This is a genomic window from Candidatus Competibacter denitrificans Run_A_D11 (assembly GCF_001051235.1).
GTDB lineage: Bacteria > Pseudomonadota > Gammaproteobacteria > Competibacterales > Competibacteraceae > Competibacter_A > Competibacter_A denitrificans.
Map to the genome: position 1 here is coordinate 172,266 of NZ_CBTJ020000020.1, position 23,474 is coordinate 195,739.

Genomic DNA, 23,474 nt, shown 5'->3' on the forward strand with positions numbered 1-23,474 from the left:
GCTTAGGTTATCATTTCAGTTCATTTGATTTCAGCGATGCAGCGAAGGGCTTCCGTTAGATGAACATTTTCAAAAACATTTTTGGTAGCCGCAACGACCGCGTACTCCGCCCGATGCGCAAGATTGTTGAACGGATCAATGCGCAAGAGCCGGCTACCTCGGCGCTGAGTGATGCCGAGTTGCGCGCCAAGACGGAAGAGTTCAAGGGCCGACTGGCGCGCGGTGAAACCCTCAATGCGCTGTTGCCCGAAGCCTTTGCCGTTGTCCGAGAAGCCAGCAAACGCACCTTGGAAATGCGCCATTTCGATGTGCAACTGATCGGCGGCATGGTGTTGCACGAGGGAAAAATCGCCGAGATGCGTACCGGCGAAGGCAAAACCTTAGTGGCCACGTTGCCGGTTTATCTCAATGCGTTGACCGGTAAGGGCGTCCATGTGGTCACCGTTAACGACTATCTGGCGCGGCGCGATTCCGAGTGGATGGGACAAATCTATCAATTTCTCGGCATGAGCGTTGGCGTAGTGATCGCCGGCATGAGTCCTGAGGAGAAGCGGGCCGCTTATGATGCCGATATCACCTACGGAACCAACAACGAATATGGCTTTGACTATCTGCGCGACAACATGGCGTTTGGTTTGGAGCAAAAAGTCCAACGCCCGTTGCATTATGCGCTGGTGGATGAGGTCGATTCGATCCTGATCGACGAGGCCCGTACCCCGCTGATCATTTCTGGACCCGCCGAGGAAAGCTCCGAGCTGTACCGTCGGGTCAACGAGATCATTCCTCGGTTAACCCGGCAAAAGGAAGAGGAGGGGCCGGGCGATTATTGGGTCGATGAAAAGACCAAGCAGGTGTATCTGACCGAAGATGGTCACCAGCAGGTCGAGGATCTGCTGGTCGAAATGGGGCTGCTACACGGTACCGAGAGCTTGTACGATGCCGCCAACCTTGGCGTATTCCATCACTTAAATGCGTGCCTACGTGCTCATGCCTTGTTTCATAAGGATGTGGAATACATCGTGCGCGGCGGCGAGGTGATCATCGTTGATGAGTTCACCGGTCGCACGATGCCCGGACGACGCTGGTCTGATGGGTTGCACCAGGCTATCGAGGCCAAGGAGGGCGTGTCCATCCAGGCTGAGAATCAGACGCTGGCTTCGATCACCTTCCAGAACTATTTCCGTCTGTATAAAAAATTGGCCGGTATGACCGGCACCGCCGACACCGAAGCCTTCGAGTTCCAGCAGATTTATGGCCTGGAAGTCGTGGTTGTGCCGACCCATTTGCCGATGATCCGCAAGGATCTGGGCGATCTGGTGTTTCTCACCCAGAAGGAAAAATTTGAGGCGGTGCTGGCTGATATTCGTGACTGCCGCCAGCGCGGCCAGCCGGCATTGGTTGGTACCACCTCCATCGAGGTTTCGGAACTGATCGCCGGCTTGCTGGACAAGGAAAAGATCCCGCATCAGGTATTGAACGCGAAGCAACACGAACGTGAAGCGGAAATCATCGTCCAGGCCGGCCGACCGGGCACCGTGACCATTGCGACCAATATGGCCGGGCGCGGTACTGATATCGTCCTGGGCGGTAACTTGCAAGCGGAATTGAAGGCTTTGCCTGAGGATGCTGACGAATCGGCGCATGAAACGGTTCGGCGCGATTGGCAGATCCGCCATGAACAGGTCGTCGCTGCCGGTGGCTTGCATGTGATTGGCACCGAGCGCCATGAGTCACGCCGGATCGATAATCAGTTGCGTGGCCGTTCCGGCCGACAGGGCGATCCCGGGTCTAGCCGCTTCTATTTGGCGTTGGAGGATAATCTGTTGCGTATTTTCGCCTCCGACCGGGTGGCGGGACTCATGCAGAAGCTGGGGATGGAACAGGGTGAAGCTATTGAGCATCCCTGGGTAACCAAGGCCATTGAGAACGCCCAACGCAAGGTCGAAGCGCATAACTTCGATATCCGCAAGAACCTGCTGGAATTCGATGATGTCGCCAATGATCAGCGCAAGGTGATGTACGCCTGGCGCAACGAACTGATGGAGTCTGAGGATGTGTCGGCAGCTCTCAAGGACATGCGGGCTGAGGTTCTCAAACAAGTCATTGATGCCTGGATTCCGCCGCAGAGCCTGGAGGAGCAATGGAATGTGGCGGGATTGGAGGAAGCGCTCGAAAAGGAATTTGGGCTTGCTTTGCCGATCCGCACCTGGCTGGAGGCGGATTCTGACCTTCATGAGGAACCCCTCCGTGAGCGGATTAGCGCAGAGATGGAGCAAACCTATGCGCACAAGGAAGCGGAAGTCGGTTCCCCTTTGATGCGGCAGTTTGAAAAAGCGATTCTGCTGCAAGTCCTGGATTCCCATTGGCGCGAGCATCTGGCGGCGATGGATTATCTGCGGCAGGGCATTCATCTGCGGGGTTATGCCCAGAAGAATCCGAAACAGGAGTACAAGCGCGAAGCGTTCGAGATGTTCCAGGCCCTGGTACAGCGTATCCACCAGGAGGCTGTCAGTTTTCTGGTGCGTGCCCAATTACAAGCCGAGCCGGTTGTACCCGCGCCGCGCCGTCCAGAACCGGCCAGCATTCATTTTGAACATGCCGAGGCATCAGCGCTCGCTGAACCCGTGCTGCAAGGTGAGGATGGTTTCAGTGTAGACCCCGCTCAGCAGGCCGAAGCGCATATCCCCTTTGTGCGTGAAGGTCGCAAAATCGGCCGTAACGAGCCTTGCCCATGCGGTTCGGGTAAGAAATACAAGCAATGCCACGGTGCTTTGGGCTAAGGAGAGCGAAGGCCATGGAACCGTTGGTGGTAGCCGGTATCCGGTTAGGCACGGCTCGTGCAGGAATTAAATACCCTGATCGCCGCGATCTGGTGGTCATTGAGGTGGCGGTGGGCAGCCAAGCGGCCGCTGTTTTCACCCAGAATGCCTTCTGCGCCGCACCGGTCGTGGTGGCTCGGACCCACCTGGCTGCCACGCCACCACGCTATCTGGTTATCAATACCGGGAATGCCAATGCCGGTACCGGGCGGCAGGGTTTGGTCGATGCTCAAGCCACCTGTCGAAGTCTGGCGGAGCAGGCCGGTTGCCGTCTCGAAGAGGTGCTGCCGTTTTCGACGGGGGTGATTGGGGAGCCGTTACCGCTGGGTCGGCTGACAGCGGGCTTACCGGCGGCGCTCGCGGCATTGCGGCCCGATGGCTGGCAGGAGGCCGCCAACGGCATTATGACCACTGATACTCGCCCCAAGGCGGCCTCGCGTCGTGCCATCATCCGTGGGCGAGAGATCACCGTAACCGGGATCGCCAAGGGTGCCGGCATGATTCGGCCGGACATGGCCACCATGTTGGCTTTCGTAGCAACCGATATCGGCGCGAATAGTGGGATTTTACAGCAGGTTTTAGCCACTGCGGTGGCTGGCTCATTCAACGCGATCACGGTCGATGGTGATACCTCGACCAACGATTCCTGCATCTTATTGGCGACCGGACAATCTGGGGTGACCGTGCCGGCCGAAGGGCCTGAATATCAACAGTTTACTGAGCTAGTAGCCGAGGTCTGCACCGAACTGGCCCAAGCGATCATCCGCGATGGTGAGGGGGCCACCAAATTCATCACCGTGCGGGTCGAGGGCGGACGGGATAGCGCCGAGTGTCGTCAGGTGGCGTACACCATCGCCCATTCGCCACTGATCAAAACCGCATTTTTCGCCTCCGATCCTAATTGGGGCCGGATATTGGCGGCCGTGGGTCGTGCGGGTTTGACGAGTTTGGATCTGGAACGAGTAGCGATCTATCTTGATGAGGTTTGCATTGTCCAGACGGGTGGGCGCGCGCCCGGCTATACCGAAGCACAGGGGCAACAGGTCATGCAGCGGGCCGATATCACGATCAGAGTAGACCTCGGTCGCGGTGAAGCTTCTGCACGCATCTGGACCACCGATTTATCGACTGATTACGTTCGGATTAACGCCGACTACCGGACATGAGCGAAACAACCGGCGCAGCGCCCATAGTCCATGTCGCGGTCGGTGTGCTGGTTGATCCCCGCACCGGAGCGGTGCTGGTTGCGCGCCGGCCCGAACATGCGCATCAGGGTGGATGCTGGGAGTTTCCTGGAGGGAAGGTGGAAACTGGAGAAACCGTCATCGCCGCCCTTCAGCGCGAGTTGCGGGAAGAACTCGGCATTGAACTCGATAACGCCGAACCGTTCCTGCAAGTTTCCCACGCCTATCCTGAGAAAACCGTCCTACTCAATGTGTGGCGAGTTGATGCCTATCGGGGAGAGCCACACGGCCGAGAAGGGCAACCGCTGGCTTGGCTGGAGCCGAAGGATATGCTTGAGTCAAGCTTTCCTGCTGCTGACGCACCGATCATTGAACAGTTGCGTGCCATGCGGAATTAGATAGCACAGCAGGCCAGTTCGAAGGGGATATCCGCCACGCTGCGCACCGCCCGTGAATTAGGGTCTGGTTGATCCAGAAAATGAATGGTGAAGCGGTGTCTACCGGCGCTGATTTCAGGGAAACAGCTACGGCCGACTAGTACTGACACGCGGATCAATTGATGGGGAGCACCGCTATCAAGGCCACGTTGAAAGAAACCATGGATAGCGATTTCTGGGCGCGGTTCTGCGCTTTCCCGGATCAGTTGCAGGATAAGCGTGACCGCGTCTTGCATGGGTCCGAAGGGGGTCAGCCATCCACGCAGGTGCTCGGCCCGCACACAGTGAGACGATTGTAGCCAATGGTAAAGAGCCGGTACATCAAATTGGCAGGAGCCGCCAGGCACATGACTGCGCTTATGGGCAGCACTTAGGAAGTCAGTCTGTCTCACTGCCTCTTGCAGTTGGTTGTCTGAGCCGTGAATGCGGTTGACGACTTCCTCGATTTTGCCGAGCACGCCATCAAGCGTAGGGCCATCGACACCGGGAGTTTGCCGAAGGCGGCTTAAGGTAGAGGCGTGCCGGTCCAGTTCTTTGAGTAAATCGCCCTTGAATTCGTTGCGGCCCGTCAAGGCGAGGATGTCGAACAAGCCTTGCAGGGCCATGCGGCTGTCCCAAGCCGAATTGCCCCGCATCGCATGGTTCACCTGTTGAAACAAAAATTCCAGGCGTAACAAAGCACGCACCCGTTCGTTGAGCGGTTGTTCGTAATAAACGGTTTGGAGCACGGAGTCCCTCGCAAGCAAGGCCGTCGCCGGTGAGCCGACCTGTGGAGCGTCGGCGTAGCCGGCTATCGCGCACGGTGGTTAAGGTCCGATAGCAACAAGTGTGCGAACGGACAGGTCAGGATGCTTTGATCGAGGCCAGAGCGAGATAGCGCTCGTGCAGTGCGGCCACTTGTTGGTGCAATCGGCTGAAGTCAGCTCCATTTTCCAGGATATCGTCCGCACATGCCAGCCGCTCTTGGCGCTGAGTTTGAGCAGCAAGAATGCGGTGAGCTTGTGTTTCAGTGATCCCATCACGAGCGAGAACCCGGCGAATCTGTTCAGCTTCAGAGACATCGACGACCAGAATGCGATCCACCAAGTCGATCATCCCGGTTTCGATCAGTAAGGGGATAACGGCCACGCAATAAGGTGCGGTTATGTTGGCAATTCGGGCTTGCAGGAGGGTGCGGATGCGCGGATGCAGGATCGCTTCAAGGCGGCGGCGACCCGATGGGTCAGCAAAGACCCGCTCGCGTAACTGGTCGCGTCTTAGCTGGCCTCGTTCATCAAGACAATCCGGCCCAAAGGCCGTGACAATTTCCAGCAAGGCGGGTTGACCAGGTTCGACCAATTCGCGGGCGAGTTGGTCAGTGTCGATGACGGGTACACCATGTTGCGCAAATCGATTGCTGACTTCGGTTTTGCCGCTGCCAATTCCTCCGGTTAAGCCGATCACCAACACGTTCAAAAGCCCAACCACTGCAAATAGACGCTATTGATCTTGTCGCCCCACAACAGCGTGATCCAGCCAGCGGCCGCTAGAAAAGGTCCAAAGGGCATTGGGGCTTGCCGATCTCGACCCCGTAACAAGATAAGCACTATACCGAAAACCGCGCCTACCAGGGATGACAAGATGACAATAGTTACCAGGTGTTGCCAGCCGGACCAGGCGCCAAGGGCTGCAAGCAGCTTAAAGTCGCCATAGCCCATCCCTTCTTTACCGGTCAGCAAGCGAAAAGCTTGATAGACGGACCACAAAGATAGATAGCCGGCCATGGCGCCGATCACTGCGCTGCGCAGATCCGTGAACAGAGGAAACAGGGCAACCGCGAGTCCGAACCACAGCAAGGGTAGGACCAGATCGTCAGGAAGCAACTGGCATCTGAAATCAATGGCGCTCGCTGCTAACAAAACCCAGGTGAAAAGCAATGCTGCCGCCGCTGGCCAGCCAAATCCAAATTTCCAGGCAACCAGTCCAGCCAAGCAGGCACTCAGGGCTTCCACCAGTGGATACTGAATACCGATGGCAGCGCGGCAATGGGCGCAGCGGCCTCGTTGCCACAGATAGCTTAACAGTGGGATATTTTCGATGGCGGTAATCAGATGGCCGCACTGGGGACATTGAGAGCGGGGCCCCCATAAGGTGAGGGCCGGCTGTTCAGTATCTGTAATGGGCTGTCCGAGCAATTCCACGCACTGTGACCGCCATTCTCGTTCGATCATCAACGGTAGACGGTAGATCACGACATTGAGAAAACTGCCAACTATCAAGCCTAGCAGGACAACCAAAACGATGAACAAGGCTGGGGAGCTTGCCAGCAATTCAGTGATGGCCATGGGAGCAACGGCCGTTAAACTGCGGCGGCCAGCTTGAAAATCGGCAAGTACATGGCGATTACCAAGGTTCCCACCACACCCGCTAGAAACGCCATCAGCAATGGCTCAATCATTGTGGTCAAAGTATCTACTTTTTGGTCGACCTCCGCCTCATACCAGTCCGCGACCTTGGCAAGCATGTCCCCCAAGGAACCGGCTTCCTCACCAATCGCCACCATCTGAATCACCATATCTGGAAACAGGCTACTTTGGCGCATGGCAAAATTCAGCTGTTGACCGATAGAAACAGACTCGCGCATTTCCAAAACTGCTTTTTCGTAAACGAAATTGCCAGTCGCACCAGCGACGCTCGTCATGGCGTCTACCAGGGGGACACCACCGCTAAACAGCGTCGATAGGGTGCGGGCGAAGCGAGCATTGGCTGAAGTCGCCACCAAGTCGCCGATCAAAGGCAGTTGCAAGACCATTCGGTCTAACCATTGGGCGAAAGCCCGTGAACGCTTACGGGCTTGAATAAAGGCGACGATAGCAATGACGGGTGTACCCAGTATTAGGTACCAATACTTCTGGAATACTTGTGACACTTCAATAACAAAACGGGTTAAAGCTGGTAACTCAGCACCAAAACCCTTGAACATATCTTCAAAGGTGGGAATCACGAAAATCAACAAGATAGCTGTGACCACAAAGGCGAATACCAATACTATAGCGGGATAGGTGAGAGCTTTTTTGACCTTGGCTTTCAACGCCTCCGATTTTTCCAGATAGGTGGCGATTTTATCGAGGAGCACTTCAAGTACACCGGCTTCCTCACCGGCATGTACCAGGCTGCAATACAGATCGTTGAAGTACAAATGGTGCCGGCCCATCGCCTGTGAGAGTGAGGTCCCACTCTCCACGTCGGATTTGATGGCGAGAATCAGCTCCTTAACCTTGGTTTTTTTGTTGCTGTTCCCAACCATATCTAGCGCTTGCACGACGGCAATGCCAGAGGCTAGCATCGTGCATAACTGACGGGTGAACAGCATGATATCTTTGGGTTTAACGCTATCACCGGCAGTGAAGAGAGGTTTGGGTTTTTTTCGTACCCGTAGCGGTAAGATGCCCTGCCGTCGCAACTCTGCTTTGATCAGACCAGGGTTGGCACCCCGCAGTTCTCCTTTGACCCGGACGCCCCGTTTGTCGGTTCCTTCCCACTTGAATGTGGGTTCCTCTTCTTTCTTCTTGGCTTTCGCCAGAGTCGGTTGCTTGGCCACAGTGGTTAATCCGTCGTTACTCGGTTGATCTCTTCGAGGCTGGTGAGGCCCATTCGGATTTTGTTCAGACCCGATCGGCGCAAATCGTTGATACCTTCCTCGCGGGCCTTATCAGCGATGTGCAAGGCGTTGCCACCCTCCATAATGATTCGGCCGATGTCCTCGGAAATGGGCATCACCTCATAAACTCCGACCCGGCCCTTGTAACCGTGATTGCACTGATCGCAACCCGCCGCCTTGAAAACTTCTAAATCTTTCAATTCGTGTTCACGAAAGCCCTGGTTAATCAGTTCGTCTGGGGGAATCTTGACCAGTTCCTTACAGTGCTGGCAAAGGCGGCGTGCCAGACGCTGGGCGATGATGAGGGTCACGCTAGAGGCGATGTTGTAAGGGGCCACGCCCATGTTCATCAGGCGGCTGAGTGTTTGCGGGGCACTATTGGTATGGAGTGTGGAAAGCACCATATGGCCAGTCTGGGCCGCTTTGATAGCAATTTCGGCAGTCTCCAAATCACGGATTTCGCCAACCATGATGATGTCGGGATCTTGCCGAAGAAAAGAGCGTAATGCATTCGCAAACGTCATGCCGACCTTGGTGTTGACGTTCACCTGGTTGATGCCGGCGAGATTAATTTCCACCGGATCCTCGGCGGTGGAGATATTGACCGAAGGCGTATTGAGGATATTGAGGCCCGTGTAGAGTGACACGGTTTTACCGCTGCCGGTGGGGCCGGTCACCAGTACCATGCCCTGCGGTTTGTGGATTGCCTTGAGAAATAATTCTTTTTGATGATCCTCGTAGCCCAGCGCCTCAATACCCATTTGCGCGCTGGAAGGATCAAGCAGACGCATCACCACTTTCTCGCCCCACAGCGTCGGTAATGTATTGACGCGAAAGTCAATGGCGCGCTGCTTAGTCAGATAAAGCTTGATGCGGCCGTCCTGCGGCACGCGGCGTTCCGCGATATCCATTTGACCCATGATCTTAAGGCGAGCCGCCAAGCGTGGCGCCATGGAGACGGGGGGTTTATAGACTTCGTCCAAGATACCATCCTGGCGAAAACGGACTCGATAGGTCTTTTCGTAAGGCTCGAAGTGGATATCGGAGGCACCGCGATTGATAGCTTGCAGGATGACTTGGTTGATGAAACGAACCACCGGAGCATCATCGGCATCCGATTGTGTTAGGGTCTCAACTTTGCCGGTTGGGTCGCTATCAGTGCTAAAGTCGAGATCACCGATCTCGCCATCGGTCATGCTGCTGACCGGTGCATCAATGGCGCTATCAAGAGCCTTGGCGATCTGCGCTTGGCTGACGATGATCGGTTCGATGTCGAGGCGGGTTTGGAACTTGATGTCTTCCAGAACCCGCTGGTTGGTCGGGTCGCTCAAGCCCACGAACAGGCGCCTACCTCGCTTATACAACGGTAAGGCAAAATGGCGGCGCAGCAGTTTTTCATCGACGAGACGTACAGTCGTCAAATCGATTTCCAGGGTATCCAGATCGAACAGGGGTAGGTTGAAACTGCGAGCGGCGACGCGGGCGATATCCTTATCACGCGCCAGTTTGTTATCGACCAAATAGGCAACGAAGGGGGTATTATCTTTGCGGGACTGCTCGAAAGCCTTGAGCGCGGCGGCTTCATCAAGCAGGTGATTTTGCACCAGTTGCCTGGCTAAACCGATCAGCTGGATAGTGGGTTGCGAGGTGGCATTGCTGGGATTGGTGGCCATAGTGTGCGCGGTGAGGCTTGCGGCGGGTCGAGGATTCTATAATTCGCCTAGCTTTGACACTTTAGACCATGTGTCGGGTCTTGAAAAGAGTGGCGGATGGTCTGTTCAAGGAAAATATTGTTTTACTATAGTAAAAGTAGAGGTACAAATAGTCGGTGTTATCCTGCGATTCAACCTCTTGGTGAGTCGCGGCGGATCATGCGAGCAGAGGGCATGAGATCACTCATGAAGCGTTTATATCGTGTTGTATCCTCTGTAGCCATGACCCCCGGCCGTGTCGCTGGCGGTTGATTGGGATTTCTACTACTGCGTATTGCGGTAGAGACGGGAAGCGATTAGCGTTACCGGTGCGAACACTATTATCGACCTAATCAATTGTTGGCTTGCGCTTTCGCAGTGGCCAAGAGGGGGTTTTCATGGAACTCGCTTGCCTGGACCTGGAAGGGGTCTTGGTTCCTGAAGTTTGGATTAATGTCGCCGAGCGCACCGGCATCGAAGCCTTACGGCTGACTACTCGGGATATTCCTGATTATGATCGATTGATGCGGCATCGTTTGGCGCTGCTCGATCAACACCACTTGAAGTTAACGGATATCCAGCGAGTGATTGCCGAGATGGGACCATTGGAAGGTGCCAATGAATTCTTGGATTGGTTGCGCGAACACTTTCAACTGGTGATTTTGTCTGATACTTTTTACGAGTTCGCTATGCCATTGATGCGCCAGCTTGGTTGGCCAACGCTCTTTTGTCACCGCTTGGAAGTGGTCGGTAACCGGATCATTAACTATGCTCTGCGCCAAGCCGATTCCAAGCGCCAAGCGGTACGCGCCTTCCACGGCCTCAATTTTAGAGTGATCGCGGCGGGCGATTCCTACAACGATACTGCCATGTTGGCTGAAGCTGAAGCAGGCATTTTGTTTCGGCCGCCGCAAAATGTGATCGACGAGTTCCCGCAATTTCCCGTTGCCCGCACCTTCGAAGAAATGCGTACTGAGTTCCGCAAGGCGAGTATTCGCTCGCTGTAGGTTCACTAGTCTATCGCAAGAGATGCTTAGTAGGGCTGGAAGGCGAGTCTATGGCGCGTGGTGTGCCGGCCGCTAGACGAAAAGTTGACGGTTACGGTAGCAGAACTGCCTTTAGCTAAGCATAATCCTGGCGCGCGAGTTCAAATTTCACCTTTTCCCCATAGCGATAAACTACTCGTATGCAATCGGAGTTTGTTACTGCTCTGCTTGGCTGGGTTACCGCCCATCCTGGTTGGATGGGCGCCGTGATCTTTATCACGGCGGCGGCCGAGTCGCTGACGATTGTCGGTGTCATTATTCCAGGCGCCTTGATTATGTTTAGCCTGGGCGCGTTGATCGGACTGGGCCATGTAGAGTTTTGGTCGGCCTATTGGTGGTCAGCACTTGGAGCGGTGGTGGGGGATGCGATCAGTTTTTGGATCGGTCGGGTATTCCATCAGGGCGTGCGCCGAGTCTGGCCATTCGCCAAACACCCCGAAATGCTCGCGCGTAGCGAAGAATTTTTCCGCAAGCATGGGGGGAAGGGGGTGTTGTTCGGGCGCTTTTTTGGTCCGGTACGCGGCACGATTCCGACCGTGGCCGGGATGATGGACATGACATGGCGCAATTTCATGATCGCCAACGTCGTGTCGGCCATCCTCTGGGCACCCGCTTATCTGATTCCCGGCATGGCCTTCGGCGCCTCCTTGGAGATCGCTTCCCGTGTAGCAGGGCGCTTGGTTGTGCTAATCCTCCTCGTCGCCGTTTTGTTATGGGCCACCACCTGGTTGGTGAGGCGCATGGTGCGGCTCTTTCAAGCCCATGCCCCTGTTTGGGTGCGACATTTCTACCACTGGAGCCAAGGGCGCCGCTTCATCGGGCCGATCAGCGCCTCGTTGCTTGATCCTTCCCGGGGCGAGTTGCGGGGCTTGGCGATCCTGGCGGTGCTGCTGCTGGGCAGTATCGTACTGGTAGGTTTGAGCTTGAGTGCGGCCGGTCAACAGCTACCAAGCGGTTTGGATCAGAGCCTCTATCATTTTTTTCAGGAATTACGCACACCTTGGGCGGATGCCTGGATGGTGTTCACCGCTGGATTAGGGGATTACTGGGTCATCTTACCCCTTAGCGTGGTCGTACTCGGTTGGCTGATCTGGCAGCGTCGCCCGGTGGCGGCGTGGCATTGGCTGGCCGCTCTAGGGTTTGGCATGGCTACCAATCTGCTGTTTAGGTGGCTGTTGCCCAGTTCTAGTGCTACCGAGGTGGCACTCGGCGCACCGGGCTATGCTTTTCCGTCAAGCCACGCCACCTTGAACATGCTGGTCTTCGGCTTTTTGGCGGTTCTCATCGCCCGAGGGGTCTCGCCCGCCCGCCGGTGGCTGGTTTATCTCGCAGCCGCATTTATGGTCGTGCCGGTCGCTTTCGCTCGGTTGTATCTGGGCGTGCATTGGCTGACCGATACATTGGCGGGCTTATCGCTGGGTTTGATTTGGGTGACGGTGCTGGGTCTGGCCTATAACAGCCACGCGACAGCGGTCGCGGTGCCTTGGCGACGTTTGCTGGCGTATAGCCTGATCGTTTTGCTGGCGACCGATGCAATCTATCTGATCGCGCGGTATGACGCAGACTTGCAGCGCTATCAATCCCAGCCGGTTACGCGAGTGATCGCCCGCGAGCGTTGGTGGCAGGATGATTGGCGGCGGTTGCCTCAGCAACGTCTCGATTTTCGTGGCAATCGTCGCCAGGACTTCGTGTTGCAATGGGCAGGTAGCAGTGAGGATCTGGAGAAACGCTTACGGGAAACCGGCTGGGAATCGGCTCCACCGGTGAATTTGCGGGGCCTTTTGTTGTGCCTAAGCCCACAAGTCGAACTGCGGGAGTTACCCGTGTTGCCGCAGATCCACGATGGCAGCGAAGACGATGTGCGCATGGTACGTTACGTACCCGGCGCTAATGCTCGGTGGGTGCTGCGCTTTTGGGATGTAGCAGCCCGGCTGAAAGGGGATAATGTACCGGTTTGGGTGGGTAGCGTCAGCCGACAAAAACTGGAGCCACGGATGCGCTTGTTCACCCTTGCAATCGACGATCCTCAGACCCGGGCGCCGGTTGATTTACTGGCGCCCGCTTGGAAGGAATTGCGGTCACGCACTGTTAAGGGTGCCAATCCAAACGAACAGATCACCTTAATCGCGAATTGAGGCAAGTCGTTCTTAGGGGCGAGCCGTGCCGAAAGGGGATAGCCGATGTTGATGAGAGCCGATACGTCCTGTCTGTTGGTCATCGATTTGCAAGAGCGCCTGATGCCGGCAGTTGAGCGGGCCGATACCGTTGTGGCGAACGCAATTTGGCTGATCCGCATTGCCCAGCGGCTGGGGGTGCCGATTCTAGCCTCAGAGCAATACCCCCAAGGCTTGGGACGGACGGTTGCTGCGATCCGCGAGGTTTTGCCGGAGGATGCGTTCATGGAAAAAACCCATTTTTCCTGCGCCGCCGAGGTCCATTGTATGCGTCGGATTGACCTGCTCAGTCGCCCACAAATGGTCTTACTGGGTACCGAATCGCATGTGTGTGTTCTGCAAACCGCCTTGGATCTGCGGCTGGCCGGCAAGGACGTTTATTTGGTTGCGGATGCCGTCTCCTCACGCTCGTCGGGCGATGTCGAGCTTGCGCTGGCTCGGATGCGTGCTGAGGGCGTGCGGGTGGTTAGCCGGGAGATGGTCGCGTTCGAGTGGTTGCACCGAGCGGGAACCGAGCCATTTCGTGAGATCAGCCGCGAGTTTTTGCGTTGAGAGCCGTCGGCCGGCTCGCTTTATGACTCCTGGTGAAGGTAAATCCCCTATGCGCCATGTTCCTGCCGCTAGCCGGCGCCGCCCCTGTGTCGCTGTTTCTATTGGTAGCGTCAAGGTGGGCGCCGATGCACCGATTGTCGTGCAATCGATGACCAACACCGATACGGCTGATGTGGCGGCTACCACTGCGCAAGTGGCCGAATTGGCCCGCGCCGGATCGGAGCTGGTGCGCGTCACGGTCAATACAGAGGAATCCGCTAGCGCGGTGCCGCTGATTCGCGAGCGATTGGCGGCACAAGGCGTGACGGTACCGCTGATCGGCGATTTCCATTTCAACGGTCATCGGTTGCTGGCGCGCTATCCCGCCTGTGCCGAGGCGCTCGACAAATACCGCATCAATCCCGGCAACGTTGGACGTGGTAAGAAAAAGGACGAGCAATTCGCTACCATCGTTGAGATGGCCTGCCGTCACAACAAACCCGTGCGGATCGGCGTCAACTGGGGAAGTCTCGATCAGGAGTTGGCGGCCCGCCTGATGGATGAGAACGCCCGTCTACAGCAGCCAAGACCGGCCGCCGACGTGATGCACGAAGCCATGATTTTATCGGCCCTGGAGAGCGCACAACGGGCCGAGGAGATCGGGCTTGGTCATGATCACATCATCCTGTCGGTGAAGATGAGCGGCGTGCAGGATCTGATCGCGGTCTATCGCAAATTGGCGGCGCGGTGCGATTACCCACTGCATTTGGGTCTGACCGAAGCCGGGATGGGCAGTAAAGGAATCGTGGCGTCCACAGCCGCGCTGGCAGTCCTGTTGCAAGAAGGGATCGGCGATACCATCCGCATTTCGTTGACCCCAGAACCTGGCGGCAGCCGGACGCAAGAGGTCGTCGTCGCTCAAGAAATTTTACAAGTCATGGGATTACGCGCCTTTACGCCGGCGGTGGTGGCCTGTCCGGGGTGCGGCCGTACCAGCAGCGATTATTTTCAGCGCCTAGCTCAGCAAATTCAGGGCTATTTACGGGAACAGATGCCGGTTTGGCGTGGACGCTATCCGGGGGTGGAAACCTTAACGGTGGCTGTGATGGGTTGTGTGGTCAATGGTCCGGGGGAAAGCAAACAAGCGAACATCGGAATTAGCTTACCGGGTACGGGCGAGATACCCGTAGCGCCAGTCTACGTCGATGGCGAGAAAACAGTGACGCTTAAAGGCGAACGGATTGCGGCCGACTTTCAGCAACTGGTGGCCGATTACGTCGAACGCCGTTACGGGATCGGCGGTTAAGCAAGCAGCGCTGCTTTAAAAACGGCTTCCAAGGGTCAGGAGCAACTGGGGCTGACTATCGATCCGCTGACATCGCATTACAATATTACCTTGGTGATGGCGATGAGCGAACGCGGGCGACTTAGGCGACAACTCCCGCTGTAGATGAAGAACAAGCGGGAGCGGGAAGAAGAGAAAAAAGCATCAGGGACTGGATAGCTGCGTGATGGTGAAGTCTTGGGAGCCTGTGTTCCAGTCCAAAAGAACGGTGTAGGGTTTTCCGTCGACCTGCAGATTTTTGATGGAAATCGATCGACCATTTGGTCCCACGCCGACAATGGCGGACTTTAGGCTGACTTTGTTCGGATCGGTGAGGAAATTGCCAGGGACATCGAAGTGGACGGTAAAGAAGCTAATTGTCTCAGCCTTAGCGTTGCCGCGCGTGTCCACTGCGCGAATCAGCATTGTGTGCTGACCGGGCGTGAGATCCGAGTAGTTGAACGCCATCGAAAAACCGGATTGATCTGAGCCGGGATACGTCGGATAAGCGCTACCCACATCCGTTCTCAAGGAGCCGGAAGGGATATTACTTTTCAGGGTGCCATCTACGAAAAGCTCAATGTGATCAATGCCGTTGATCGATACCGCCCAACCTCTGAGATTTGCGACGCCTGTGTAGGTGCTGTTGATCGTGGGTTGCTCAATGACCAGAATCGTGTCAGCGGGAGCCTGGGCGAGTGCAGTGTGGGTAAAAAATGTCAGGCAGACCGCAAGGATCGCGTTTGTTAAAATAGCTTTCATGCAGCTCTCCATAGTGTGTGGTGTTAAATGAGATTGCGAAAAAGCGACAATCATTATAGTTCGTGCATTGAAACAAATCATTGGCTATTTCGCAGGAAACATCGAACACGGCAGTCATGGAACTGTGACGCCGTGCCGTACGCTGGAGATTTGCCCGCTGCATCGAATCGCGTTAGATTGAGCAGTCGCCGACTGGAACTTGCCGGATCATGTCTAAAATCACCAAGAGTATCTACCGCGTCCTCTTCATCAATCAGGGCAAGCTGTATGAACTGTACGCGCGCGGGATCTATCAAGGCGAGATCTACGGCTTCATCGAAGTCGAGGAGCTGCTTTTCGGTGAGCGTTCCAGCGTACTGGTCAATCCGGCCGAGGAACGATTGCAAAACGAATTTTCCGGCGTCCGACGGACATTCGTGCCGCTGCACTATATCGTGCGGATTGATGAAGTTGAGCGAGAAGGGGTCAGCAAAATTCGCCCGGTAGAAGGTTGCGATAACGTGACACCGTTCCCGCAACCGGTCTTACCGCCAAGCGGCGGGCGCAGTAAGGACTGATCTTACGGCCCCGAACCATCGGCATTTTGGAGGTTACCGTGGAACCCGCAAGCTGGTGGGAAATCCTGTTGGGAGGACTCGCGGCGATCCTAGTCGTGCTATGGTTCCAGCCTGGCGTCAAGGCTGCCATTGAACGGAGTCGCGTCGCCAAGAAAGATTGGCCAGCGGCCCTGATTCCGCTGGCGCTGGTGGTGTTATTTGTGCTCCTGCTCATTAGGATCGTGCGGGTTTGACAAGCCGCGCAAGTCTTTAATACAGCACGTCCACTTCGGTGATTTCGTTACGCCGTAAGGATAACGTCGCAGTGCCGCTAGGTTTGCGGATCGTGATAGTGACCATCCCATCGGCTATCGCTTCTATTTTACCGTTATAGCGTGCGCCATTGGCGGTTTTGACTTTTGCAGTGGCTCCAATGTATCTACCCAATTCACTTGTCGCTATCGGATGAAAGCTTTTTGGGATTATCGCCGGCTCTGCGGTACTGGATGGCGTGCGATCTGTAGGCGTCGATGCGGCTTCGGCTGCCAATTCAGGTGCGGGCTTGGTTGCTAACGCCTTGGCTATTTTCTCATTGTCCCAACGTATCGAGAGATCAGTAACCGGTTTTTCGTTGATTTTCAGCGTCAAGCCCATCAATTTGATCACATCGTCAGGTTTATAGAACTGGAATTCACGGGGATCAATAGGTACGGGCGGTGAGAGATTCAGCGCGACATGACTGCCAACTGCTAGGTAGTTCCGATAGGCCTCAGTCAGCCCTGGCCCCAGATAGATGCCGTTGGCTTGCAGGCGTTCCACCAGCAACCGTGTATGTTCCGCGATATAAGCATCGACCGTCTTGCCGGCTTTCTTGGTGCAATAGTCATTGCGGCGCTGGTTGAAGCCGTCATCGCGCACGATGGCTGCGAACTTGGTGAGCTTGGGGGTTGCGGTGGTCGCTAAATCCAGCATCGAAGGTGCTGCCGAAGGCGTGTTTAAGCCGACTGTCAAGTTAACTGCGGCCCAGTCTCGGGTATCGCCGTCGATTTGCAACTCAATCCCATTACGGGCTGGGTTGAGTCGATAGCCGATATTGATGTTGCTGATCAGATTGCCATAGCCCATTTCCCGCCATTCAGTGCCACCGAACGAGTGGGTTGGACCGCAGCCTAGCGCATCGAGATTGTCAAACGACGAGCGCTGAGTGGCGGCCAACTCGCTTGCGCCGAGCAATCCACCATCCAGCGACACCTCGACTTGTTCCAGCACGAGCGCGAGTGCCGAGGGCAGGCGGCCTGCGCTCAGCTCGCGACGGATATCAAGCAGGGCTAGGAGATTCGGTGCCTGCAAGCGGATAGAGCCGATCCTCACCGAGTCGTTGAGGGCATCGATGATGATTTGTACCCGGTTGACTCCCACGGAGCCGGCAGGCGAAATGCTGATGTCGCGATAGCTAATGTCCGCAAACGGTTTCGCCGCCGCCACGATTTGATCGACCTGCTGTTTGGTGCTGTACCACAAATAAGCCCACAGCGCCCCCACGATGAGAATGAGGGCGATAGGAAGGGCGATCAAGGCGATCTTCAATTTGTGCATGAGACAATTTTCCTGGTTTCAACGAAAAGGCGCAGGTCATAACCACCCCTTTTTAGGTGGAGCGCCAAATTATAAAGTCGGCTACCGGCAACATTTCTGGAGAGCGGACAACTCAATTTGTTAAGCTTGGGCGGCTCACTCTAAAACCGCCGCTGATATCGTGGCCATCGTCGATGCTAACCCGAGATTGACCGCTCATGAATTTCCCGCAAATCGGTTTGCAGGTTCCGGCTTTGTTGGTGCCCCGAACAGGTACCGACCTAACCCAATGGGCGGTGGTTGCCTGCGATCAATACACCTCGCAGCCAGCGTATTGGCAAGCGGTCGAACGTCTGGTCGGCTCGGCTCCTTCCACCCTGCGGTTGATTTTACCGGAAGTTTATCTGGGGGCGGCGGATGAAGCGGAACGGATTTTGGCCATCCAGCAAACCATGCACCGTTATTTGGCGCAGGAGGTGCTGGTGCCGCAACCCCCCGGATTCGTGTTGGTCGAGCGGCAAACCCATCGCGGCCGGTCACGCAAAGGGTTGCTCGCAGCCTTGGATCTGGAATGCTACGACTTCAATCCGGGTGCCAAAACCTTGATCCGACCCACGGAAGACACGATTTTGGAACGTTTGCCACCCCGGGTGCGGGTCCGGGAAAACGCACCGCTGGAGCTGCCTCACGTCATGGTCTTGATTGATGATCCGCAACGCCTGGTCATTGAACCGCTGTTCGCGGAACCACAAGATCGTCTGTATGATTTTCCTTTGATGATGGACGGTGGCCGGGCACGCGGCTGGTTAGCTTACCATCCGTTGTTGATTCAGTGGGTTGTGGAGCAATTGATCCGGCTTGCCGATCCCGAATCCTTTGCGGCCCGTTATGGGGTTGAAGACGAGCCGGTCTTGTTGTACGCAATGGGCGATGGTAACCATTCTTTTGCAACGGCCAAGACTATCTGGGAAAATCTTAAGAGAGCGGCTCCCGATCCGGCGGCTATCATGAACCATCCGGCGCGTCACGCGCTGGTCGAATTGGTTAATCTGCACGATCCCGGTCTGGAATTCGAAGCGATCCATCGGGTGATATTCAATGTTGACCCCACGCATCTGTTGGCGGCGTTGGATGATTCTCTGACCAAAGCGCGCGCGGCATTGACAGTGCGTGAGTTTCCTTCATGGCAGGCCGCCCGGCAGAACGGGCTGGAAGCCCAGCAACCCAATCGACAAGTGATCGGGTTTATGGCTGAGGGGCGTGCTGGTGTGCTAACAGTGGAACGGGCCAAGCACACCTTGCCGGTCGGTACACTACAAGTGTTTCTTGATGCCTATCTGGCAACCCAACCGCAGGCCCGCATTGATTACATCCACGGCGAAGAGGCCCTTCAGGCACTTGGCCAACAGCCGGGCAATATCGGTTTTTATCTGCCCACCTTAGCCAAGGACGACTTTTTCCCGACGGTGATTCGTGATGGTGCGTTGCCGCGCAAGACCTTTTCGATGGGCGGGGCCGACGAAAAACGCTTTTACCTCGAATGTCGCCGAATTACGCCTTGAATTTTCGCTGCCTCTCTTATGGCCAAATCCCCCAATCTCACCTTGGTGCGTAATATCGGTGTCGCCGCACATGTCGATGCCGGTAAAACCACCTTGACTGAACGGATGCTGTACTACGCCGGCGCCTCTCACAAAATCGGTGAGGTCCATGAGGGTGCCGCGCACATGGACTACATGGCCGAAGAGCAGGAGCACGGTATCACCATCACCGCCGCAGTCACCAAGCTGCCTTGGCGCGATCACCTGATCCAATTGATCGATACTCCCGGCCACGTTGATTTCACCATCGAAGTGGAACGGTCGATGCGGGTTTTGGACGGCTGTGTGATCGTTTTGGATGGCGTGCGCGGCGTGGAACCACAGACCGAGACCATCTGGCGACAGCGGACCCGGTTTCACTTGCCGGTCTTGTTTTTCGTCAACAAGCTGGATCGGCCTGGCGCCGATTTTGCCCGTGCGCTGGCCACGGTGCGTGAACGACTGGGCGTCGAACCGGTGGCAGTGACGGTGCCGCTGGGCGATGACGAGGGCGCAGTGGCCCATCTACTCGATAAGACCCGGCTGCATTTTGCTGGGGAGCGCGGTGAGCAAGTCACGGTTTCTCCCTGGGATGAAGTGACATGGCGGCAGATGCGGCCCTGGCGAGAAAGCGTATTGCTGGCAGCGGCGGAGATGGACGATGCCCTGGCCGAACAGGTGCTGGCTGAGCAAGAACCTGACCCTGACGCAGTGTGGGCTGCTTTGCGTCAAGCGACATTGGCCGGGAAGGTGTGCCCGTGCTTCGCTGGTAGTGCGCTGCGTAATCGAGGGGTGCAGCCGCTGCTGGATGGGGTCGTCAACCTGTTACCGTGCCCGACCGAACGGCCGCCCAGTTTGGCGCACCGCTTGGATGGTGGCGAGGAATGGGTGGCGATGACAACCGATGGTCCGCTGGCCGCGCTCGCGTTCAAGGTGCAACTGTGGGAAGGCCGCCGCCACGTCTTTGTTCGGGTCTACCGAGGCACGCTCAAGGTAGGCGATGAAGTGGTCATCCCTGGCCCAGACGGTCGCTTGCGGCAGGAGCGTGTCGCACGGTTATTTGAGGTCGATGCTAATCACAAAACGCGCCTGGATGAGGTGACTGCCGGCCAGATCGCCCTAGTCGCTGGGCTGCGTTGGGCGACGACCGGCGATACCTTGTGTACGCCGACGCATCCTCTGTGGCTAGAGCGTATCGAAACACGCGAGCCGGTGCTGGGGTTAGCCATTGAGCCGCAAGCCGCCGCTGATGAAGAAAAAATGCTTGATGCCCTGGACAAGTTGCAGCAGGAAGATCCGACCCTGCGGGTTGAGGAGAACCCGGAAACCGGCCAGCGCGTGCTGCGGGGCATGGGCGAACTACACCTGCAAATTGCCGAGGAGCGCTTGCAGCGGGAATTCAATGTTCATATCCGGGTTGGAAGCCCTGACGTAGTGCTGCGCGAGACCATCGCACGATCCGCGCAAGCCGACTATCTATACCATCGGCAAATCGAGCAACCGGATGGCAAGAAGCTGGAGATGAAAGCCTGGGCGCGGGTCGAGGTGGCGCCTTTGCCGCGAGGCGCCGGCAAGACGGTAACCGCCGAACCGCTGATGCGGCCGGAGGGGATGGAACTACATGCCGCGCAACAGGATGCAGTGCTGGGTGGTGCTGAAGACACCTTGGCCAGTGGTCCGGTGACCGGGGCGCCGTTACAAGATGTGGCAGTTAGTGTGCTGGGTCTCGAACTGTTCGGGCCGTTATCTGGCCCGCAGGCGTTGCGAGTGGCGGTGGCAGAGGCGGCGCGCAAAGCGTTGTCACAGGCCGGGGGGCTGATCCTGCGGCCAATCATGGCCACTGAAGTGGTGGTGCCGGAAAGTGATGTCGGGGCGGTCATGGGTGATTTGCAGGCCCGCCGAGCAGTGATTCGCGATACCACTACGCTCGGCGAGATGACGATTATCCATTGCGACTGCTCGCTAGATCGTTTGTTGGGCTATATCACCCAGTTGCGCGGCATGACGCATGGCCGTGGTCAGTTCACCATGACGTTTAACCGGTTTGATGTGGCTTAAGCGGGTTGGGAGCTTGATATTGCTCACTGCGAGGCGCTGGCGCCATTACGGCTCTGTAGGGCTGGCCATCCTGCGCCAGGAAGGCCCGCTGCGGTTATGGCGGCGCATTCGTCACAAGCTGTATTCCCCTTATCGGTACGTGATCCGCGCACCCGCTCGTTATCACGTTGCCGAGCGTTGGTTGCCTCTGGATTTTCCGGAAGCCGAGCGGCCGGACGTTTCTGTGGTGATCCCGGTTCACGGCAAACACCTCTACACGTTTACCTGCTTGCGCTCTCTGCGTGACACGAGCGGGGGGCTGCCTTACGAAATCATCGTGGTGGATGATCAATCCAGCGATGAAACACCACAGATGTTAAGCGCCATGCGCGGTGTTCGGACCCTTCGTAACGAGGGGGAAAGGGGCTTCGTGCCCGCCTGCAACTTGGGCGCCAGTCATGCGCGTGGGCGTTATTTGGTTTTTCTTAATAATGACACCATCGTGTTGCCGGGCTGGTTGGATGCGCTGCTTGGGACGTTTAGCCGTTATCCCGATGCCGGTTTGGTGGGCGCCTGTCTTATTTACCCTGATGGCCGGCTACAAGAGGCCGGCGGTATTGTTTGGCGCGATGGTTCGGCCTGGAATTACGGGCGCTTCGATGACCCGGAAAAGCCGCAATACAATTATCTCCGTTCAGTCGATTACTGTTCCGGGGCGTGCATTGGGGTGCCGCGCGCGTTGTTCGCGCAACTGGGCGGTTTCGATACGCAGTTTGCGCCAGCCTATTACGAAGATACCGATTTGGCGATGCGGGTGCGCCAAGCGGGTTATCGAGTGCTGTATCAGCCTGCTCTGCGGGTGATCCATTTTGAGGGAATCTCTGCCGGGACTGACACTGCTGGCAGTGGTCTCAAGCGGTTTCAAATTCCCCATCAGGCGATCTTCGCCGAGCGCTGGCGATCCGCGCTGGCCGGTCATCGTCTCAATGGTATTGAGCCGGATCTTGAAAAAGATCGCAGCAGCACGCGACGGCTACTCGTCATCGATAAATACATACCGGCGCCGGATCGTGATTCGGGATCGTTGCGCCTGTTTCGCTGTCTGGAGCTGATCCAATCCTTCGGCTACCAAGTGACGTTTGCAGCGATCAATCTGGAGTATCGCCCACCGTATGGGCCGGAGCTGCAACAACAGGGTATTGAAGTGCTCTATGCCCCCTTCATTGCGAGTATCGAGCACTACCTCCGCGATTGGGGTCGCTATCACGATGCGGTACTGCTCAGCCGCGCCGATACCGCCGAGCGTTACCTGCCGCTGGTGCGGCGTCATGCACCGCAAGCGTGGGTGATGTTCGATACTGTGGATTTGCATTTTTTGCGCGAACAGCGACTGGCGTCGTTGCACGATTCGACGGGTATCGCCGCCGCTGCCGCTCGCCGCAAGGTGCAGGAACTGGCGTTGATCCGTGCAGCGGATGTCACGTTGGTGGTGAGCGCGGCCGAGCACGAACTGTTGCACGCTGAATTGCCGCAAGCGCCTATTGAGATCGTTTCCAATATCCATGAAACCCGGCGTGGTGGCCCGTCTTTCGCAGAACGGGCGGGTATTGTGTTTATCGGCAGTTTCAACCATCCACCCAATAGCGATGCTGTGCAGTTCTATGCCCGTGACATCCTACCGCGCTTGCGGGTTGCGCTGCCGGGGGTCGTTACATCGATCATCGGAGCGGACCCGCCGGCCGCACTCACTGCGCTGGCGGCGCCCGATTTGGTTTTTGCCGGTTATATCGCTAACTTAGACGAGTGGTTTGACCGTTGTCGGTTATCGGTGGCACCGCTGCGCTACGGTGCCGGCGTCAAGGGTAAGATCAATACCAGCATGGCTTACGGCGTGCCGGTGGTCGCGACGAGCGTCGCCGTTGAGGGGATGCATCTTTGTCCCGGCGCCGATGTTATGGTCGCCGACAGTGCTGAAGAGTTTGTCGCCGCCATCGTTCGGGTTTACCGCGAGCCTGCCTTGTGGGAGCGGTTATCCGAGGGTGGCTACGCCAATATCGAACGCTACTTCTCTCCGCAAACGGTGCGTGCGGCTCTCGGTCGGGCATTGCGGATCGAAGGCGGCTGAACCGTCACCGAAT

19 protein-coding genes are annotated in these 23,474 nt (G+C 56.7%); 12 read left to right on the plus strand and 7 right to left on the minus strand.

Annotated elements, in window-relative coordinates:
- Positions 1-59 precede the first annotated feature (59 nt).
- From secA to mutT, 3 genes are read left to right on the plus strand one after another with little or no spacing between them, the layout of a single operon-like run.
- Complete coding sequence (secA, locus tag BN873_RS02965) at positions 60-2,780, plus strand: preprotein translocase subunit SecA (RefSeq protein ID WP_048670480.1); 2,721 nt, start codon at positions 60-62, stop codon at positions 2,778-2,780.
- A 14-nt stretch (positions 2,781-2,794) separates the two neighbouring features.
- Positions 2,795-3,985, plus strand: coding sequence for a bifunctional glutamate N-acetyltransferase/amino-acid acetyltransferase ArgJ (gene argJ / locus BN873_RS02970; RefSeq protein WP_374727151.1), 1,191 nt, complete (start codon positions 2,795-2,797; stop codon positions 3,983-3,985).
- On the plus strand, positions 3,982-4,401 hold the full coding sequence (gene mutT, locus BN873_RS02975) for an 8-oxo-dGTP diphosphatase MutT (RefSeq protein WP_048670482.1): 420 nt from the start codon (positions 3,982-3,984) through the stop codon (positions 4,399-4,401). The genes argJ and mutT overlap by 4 nt, the downstream gene beginning before the upstream one ends.
- Here mutT and zapD read toward each other — a convergent pair.
- From zapD to pilB, 5 genes are all read right to left on the minus strand, one after another.
- Complete coding sequence (gene zapD / locus BN873_RS02980) at positions 4,398-5,168, minus strand: cell division protein ZapD (RefSeq protein ID WP_048670483.1); 771 nt, start codon at positions 5,166-5,168, stop codon at positions 4,398-4,400. The two genes, mutT and zapD, sit on opposite strands and share 4 nt — an antisense overlap.
- Before the next feature lie 115 nt (positions 5,169-5,283).
- The gene (gene coaE, locus BN873_RS02985) at positions 5,284-5,895 is read right to left on the minus strand and encodes a dephospho-CoA kinase (protein ID WP_374727152.1); all 612 of its coding nucleotides are present in this window, start codon (positions 5,893-5,895) and stop codon (positions 5,284-5,286) included.
- On the minus strand, positions 5,892-6,764 hold the full coding sequence (locus BN873_RS02990; protein WP_048670485.1) for a prepilin peptidase: 873 nt from the start codon (positions 6,762-6,764) through the stop codon (positions 5,892-5,894). Before BN873_RS02990 ends, coaE begins: the two co-directional genes overlap by 4 nt.
- Before the next feature lie 14 nt (positions 6,765-6,778).
- Complete coding sequence (locus BN873_RS02995; protein WP_242434360.1) at positions 6,779-7,792, minus strand: type II secretion system F family protein; 1,014 nt, start codon at positions 7,790-7,792, stop codon at positions 6,779-6,781.
- A 233-nt stretch (positions 7,793-8,025) separates the two neighbouring features.
- Positions 8,026-9,753 (minus strand): type IV-A pilus assembly ATPase PilB, encoded by a 1,728-nt coding sequence (gene pilB, locus BN873_RS03000; protein ID WP_171820408.1) that lies wholly within the window; start codon positions 9,751-9,753, stop codon positions 8,026-8,028.
- Positions 9,754-10,169: 416 nt separating this feature from the next.
- Between pilB and thrH the strand changes: the two genes are divergently transcribed.
- From thrH to ispG, 4 genes are all read left to right on the plus strand, one after another.
- Positions 10,170-10,778: a bifunctional phosphoserine phosphatase/homoserine phosphotransferase ThrH gene (gene thrH, locus BN873_RS03005; protein ID WP_048670486.1), complete on the plus strand. Its 609-nt coding sequence runs from the start codon at positions 10,170-10,172 to the stop codon at positions 10,776-10,778.
- A gap of 179 nt (positions 10,779-10,957) precedes the next feature.
- Entirely contained in the window at positions 10,958-12,952 is a 1,995-nt protein-coding gene (locus BN873_RS03010; protein ID WP_048670487.1) for a bifunctional DedA family/phosphatase PAP2 family protein, read from the plus strand.
- 45 nt (positions 12,953-12,997) lie between these two features.
- Entirely contained in the window at positions 12,998-13,543 is a 546-nt protein-coding gene (locus BN873_RS03015) for a hydrolase (protein ID WP_048670488.1), read from the plus strand.
- A 49-nt stretch (positions 13,544-13,592) separates the two neighbouring features.
- Positions 13,593-14,828: a flavodoxin-dependent (E)-4-hydroxy-3-methylbut-2-enyl-diphosphate synthase gene (gene ispG / locus BN873_RS03020; RefSeq protein ID WP_048670489.1), complete on the plus strand. Its 1,236-nt coding sequence runs from the start codon at positions 13,593-13,595 to the stop codon at positions 14,826-14,828.
- 183 nt (positions 14,829-15,011) lie between these two features.
- Here ispG and BN873_RS03025 read toward each other — a convergent pair whose 3' ends face one another.
- A complete protein-coding gene (locus BN873_RS03025) occupies positions 15,012-15,608 on the minus strand; it encodes an Ig-like domain-containing protein (protein WP_048670491.1) in 597 nt (198 codons plus the stop codon).
- Positions 15,609-15,817: 209 nt separating this feature from the next.
- Here BN873_RS03025 and BN873_RS03030 point away from each other — a divergent pair, with 209 nt between their 5' ends.
- Complete coding sequence (locus BN873_RS03030; RefSeq protein WP_048670493.1) at positions 15,818-16,165, plus strand: DUF1820 family protein; 348 nt, start codon at positions 15,818-15,820, stop codon at positions 16,163-16,165.
- Positions 16,166-16,203: 38 nt separating this feature from the next.
- Complete coding sequence (locus BN873_RS03035; RefSeq protein WP_048670496.1) at positions 16,204-16,398, plus strand: hypothetical protein; 195 nt, start codon at positions 16,204-16,206, stop codon at positions 16,396-16,398.
- 16 nt (positions 16,399-16,414) lie between these two features.
- Here BN873_RS03035 and BN873_RS03040 read toward each other — a convergent pair whose 3' ends face one another.
- A complete protein-coding gene (locus tag BN873_RS03040) occupies positions 16,415-17,740 on the minus strand; it encodes a hypothetical protein (RefSeq protein ID WP_048670497.1) in 1,326 nt (441 codons plus the stop codon).
- A gap of 197 nt (positions 17,741-17,937) precedes the next feature.
- On the opposite strand from BN873_RS03040, the gene BN873_RS03045 reads away from it, so the two are divergent.
- From BN873_RS03045 to BN873_RS03055, 3 genes are read left to right on the plus strand one after another with little or no spacing between them, the layout of a single operon-like run.
- Complete coding sequence (locus BN873_RS03045) at positions 17,938-19,281, plus strand: DUF1015 domain-containing protein (protein WP_048670498.1); 1,344 nt, start codon at positions 17,938-17,940, stop codon at positions 19,279-19,281.
- An 18-nt stretch (positions 19,282-19,299) separates the two neighbouring features.
- Entirely contained in the window at positions 19,300-21,357 is a 2,058-nt protein-coding gene (locus BN873_RS03050) for an elongation factor G (protein WP_048670499.1), read from the plus strand.
- Between the two features lie 19 nt (positions 21,358-21,376).
- Positions 21,377-23,461: a glycosyltransferase gene (locus BN873_RS03055; protein WP_053085212.1), complete on the plus strand. Its 2,085-nt coding sequence runs from the start codon at positions 21,377-21,379 to the stop codon at positions 23,459-23,461.
- Positions 23,462-23,474: the final 13 nt, after the last annotated feature.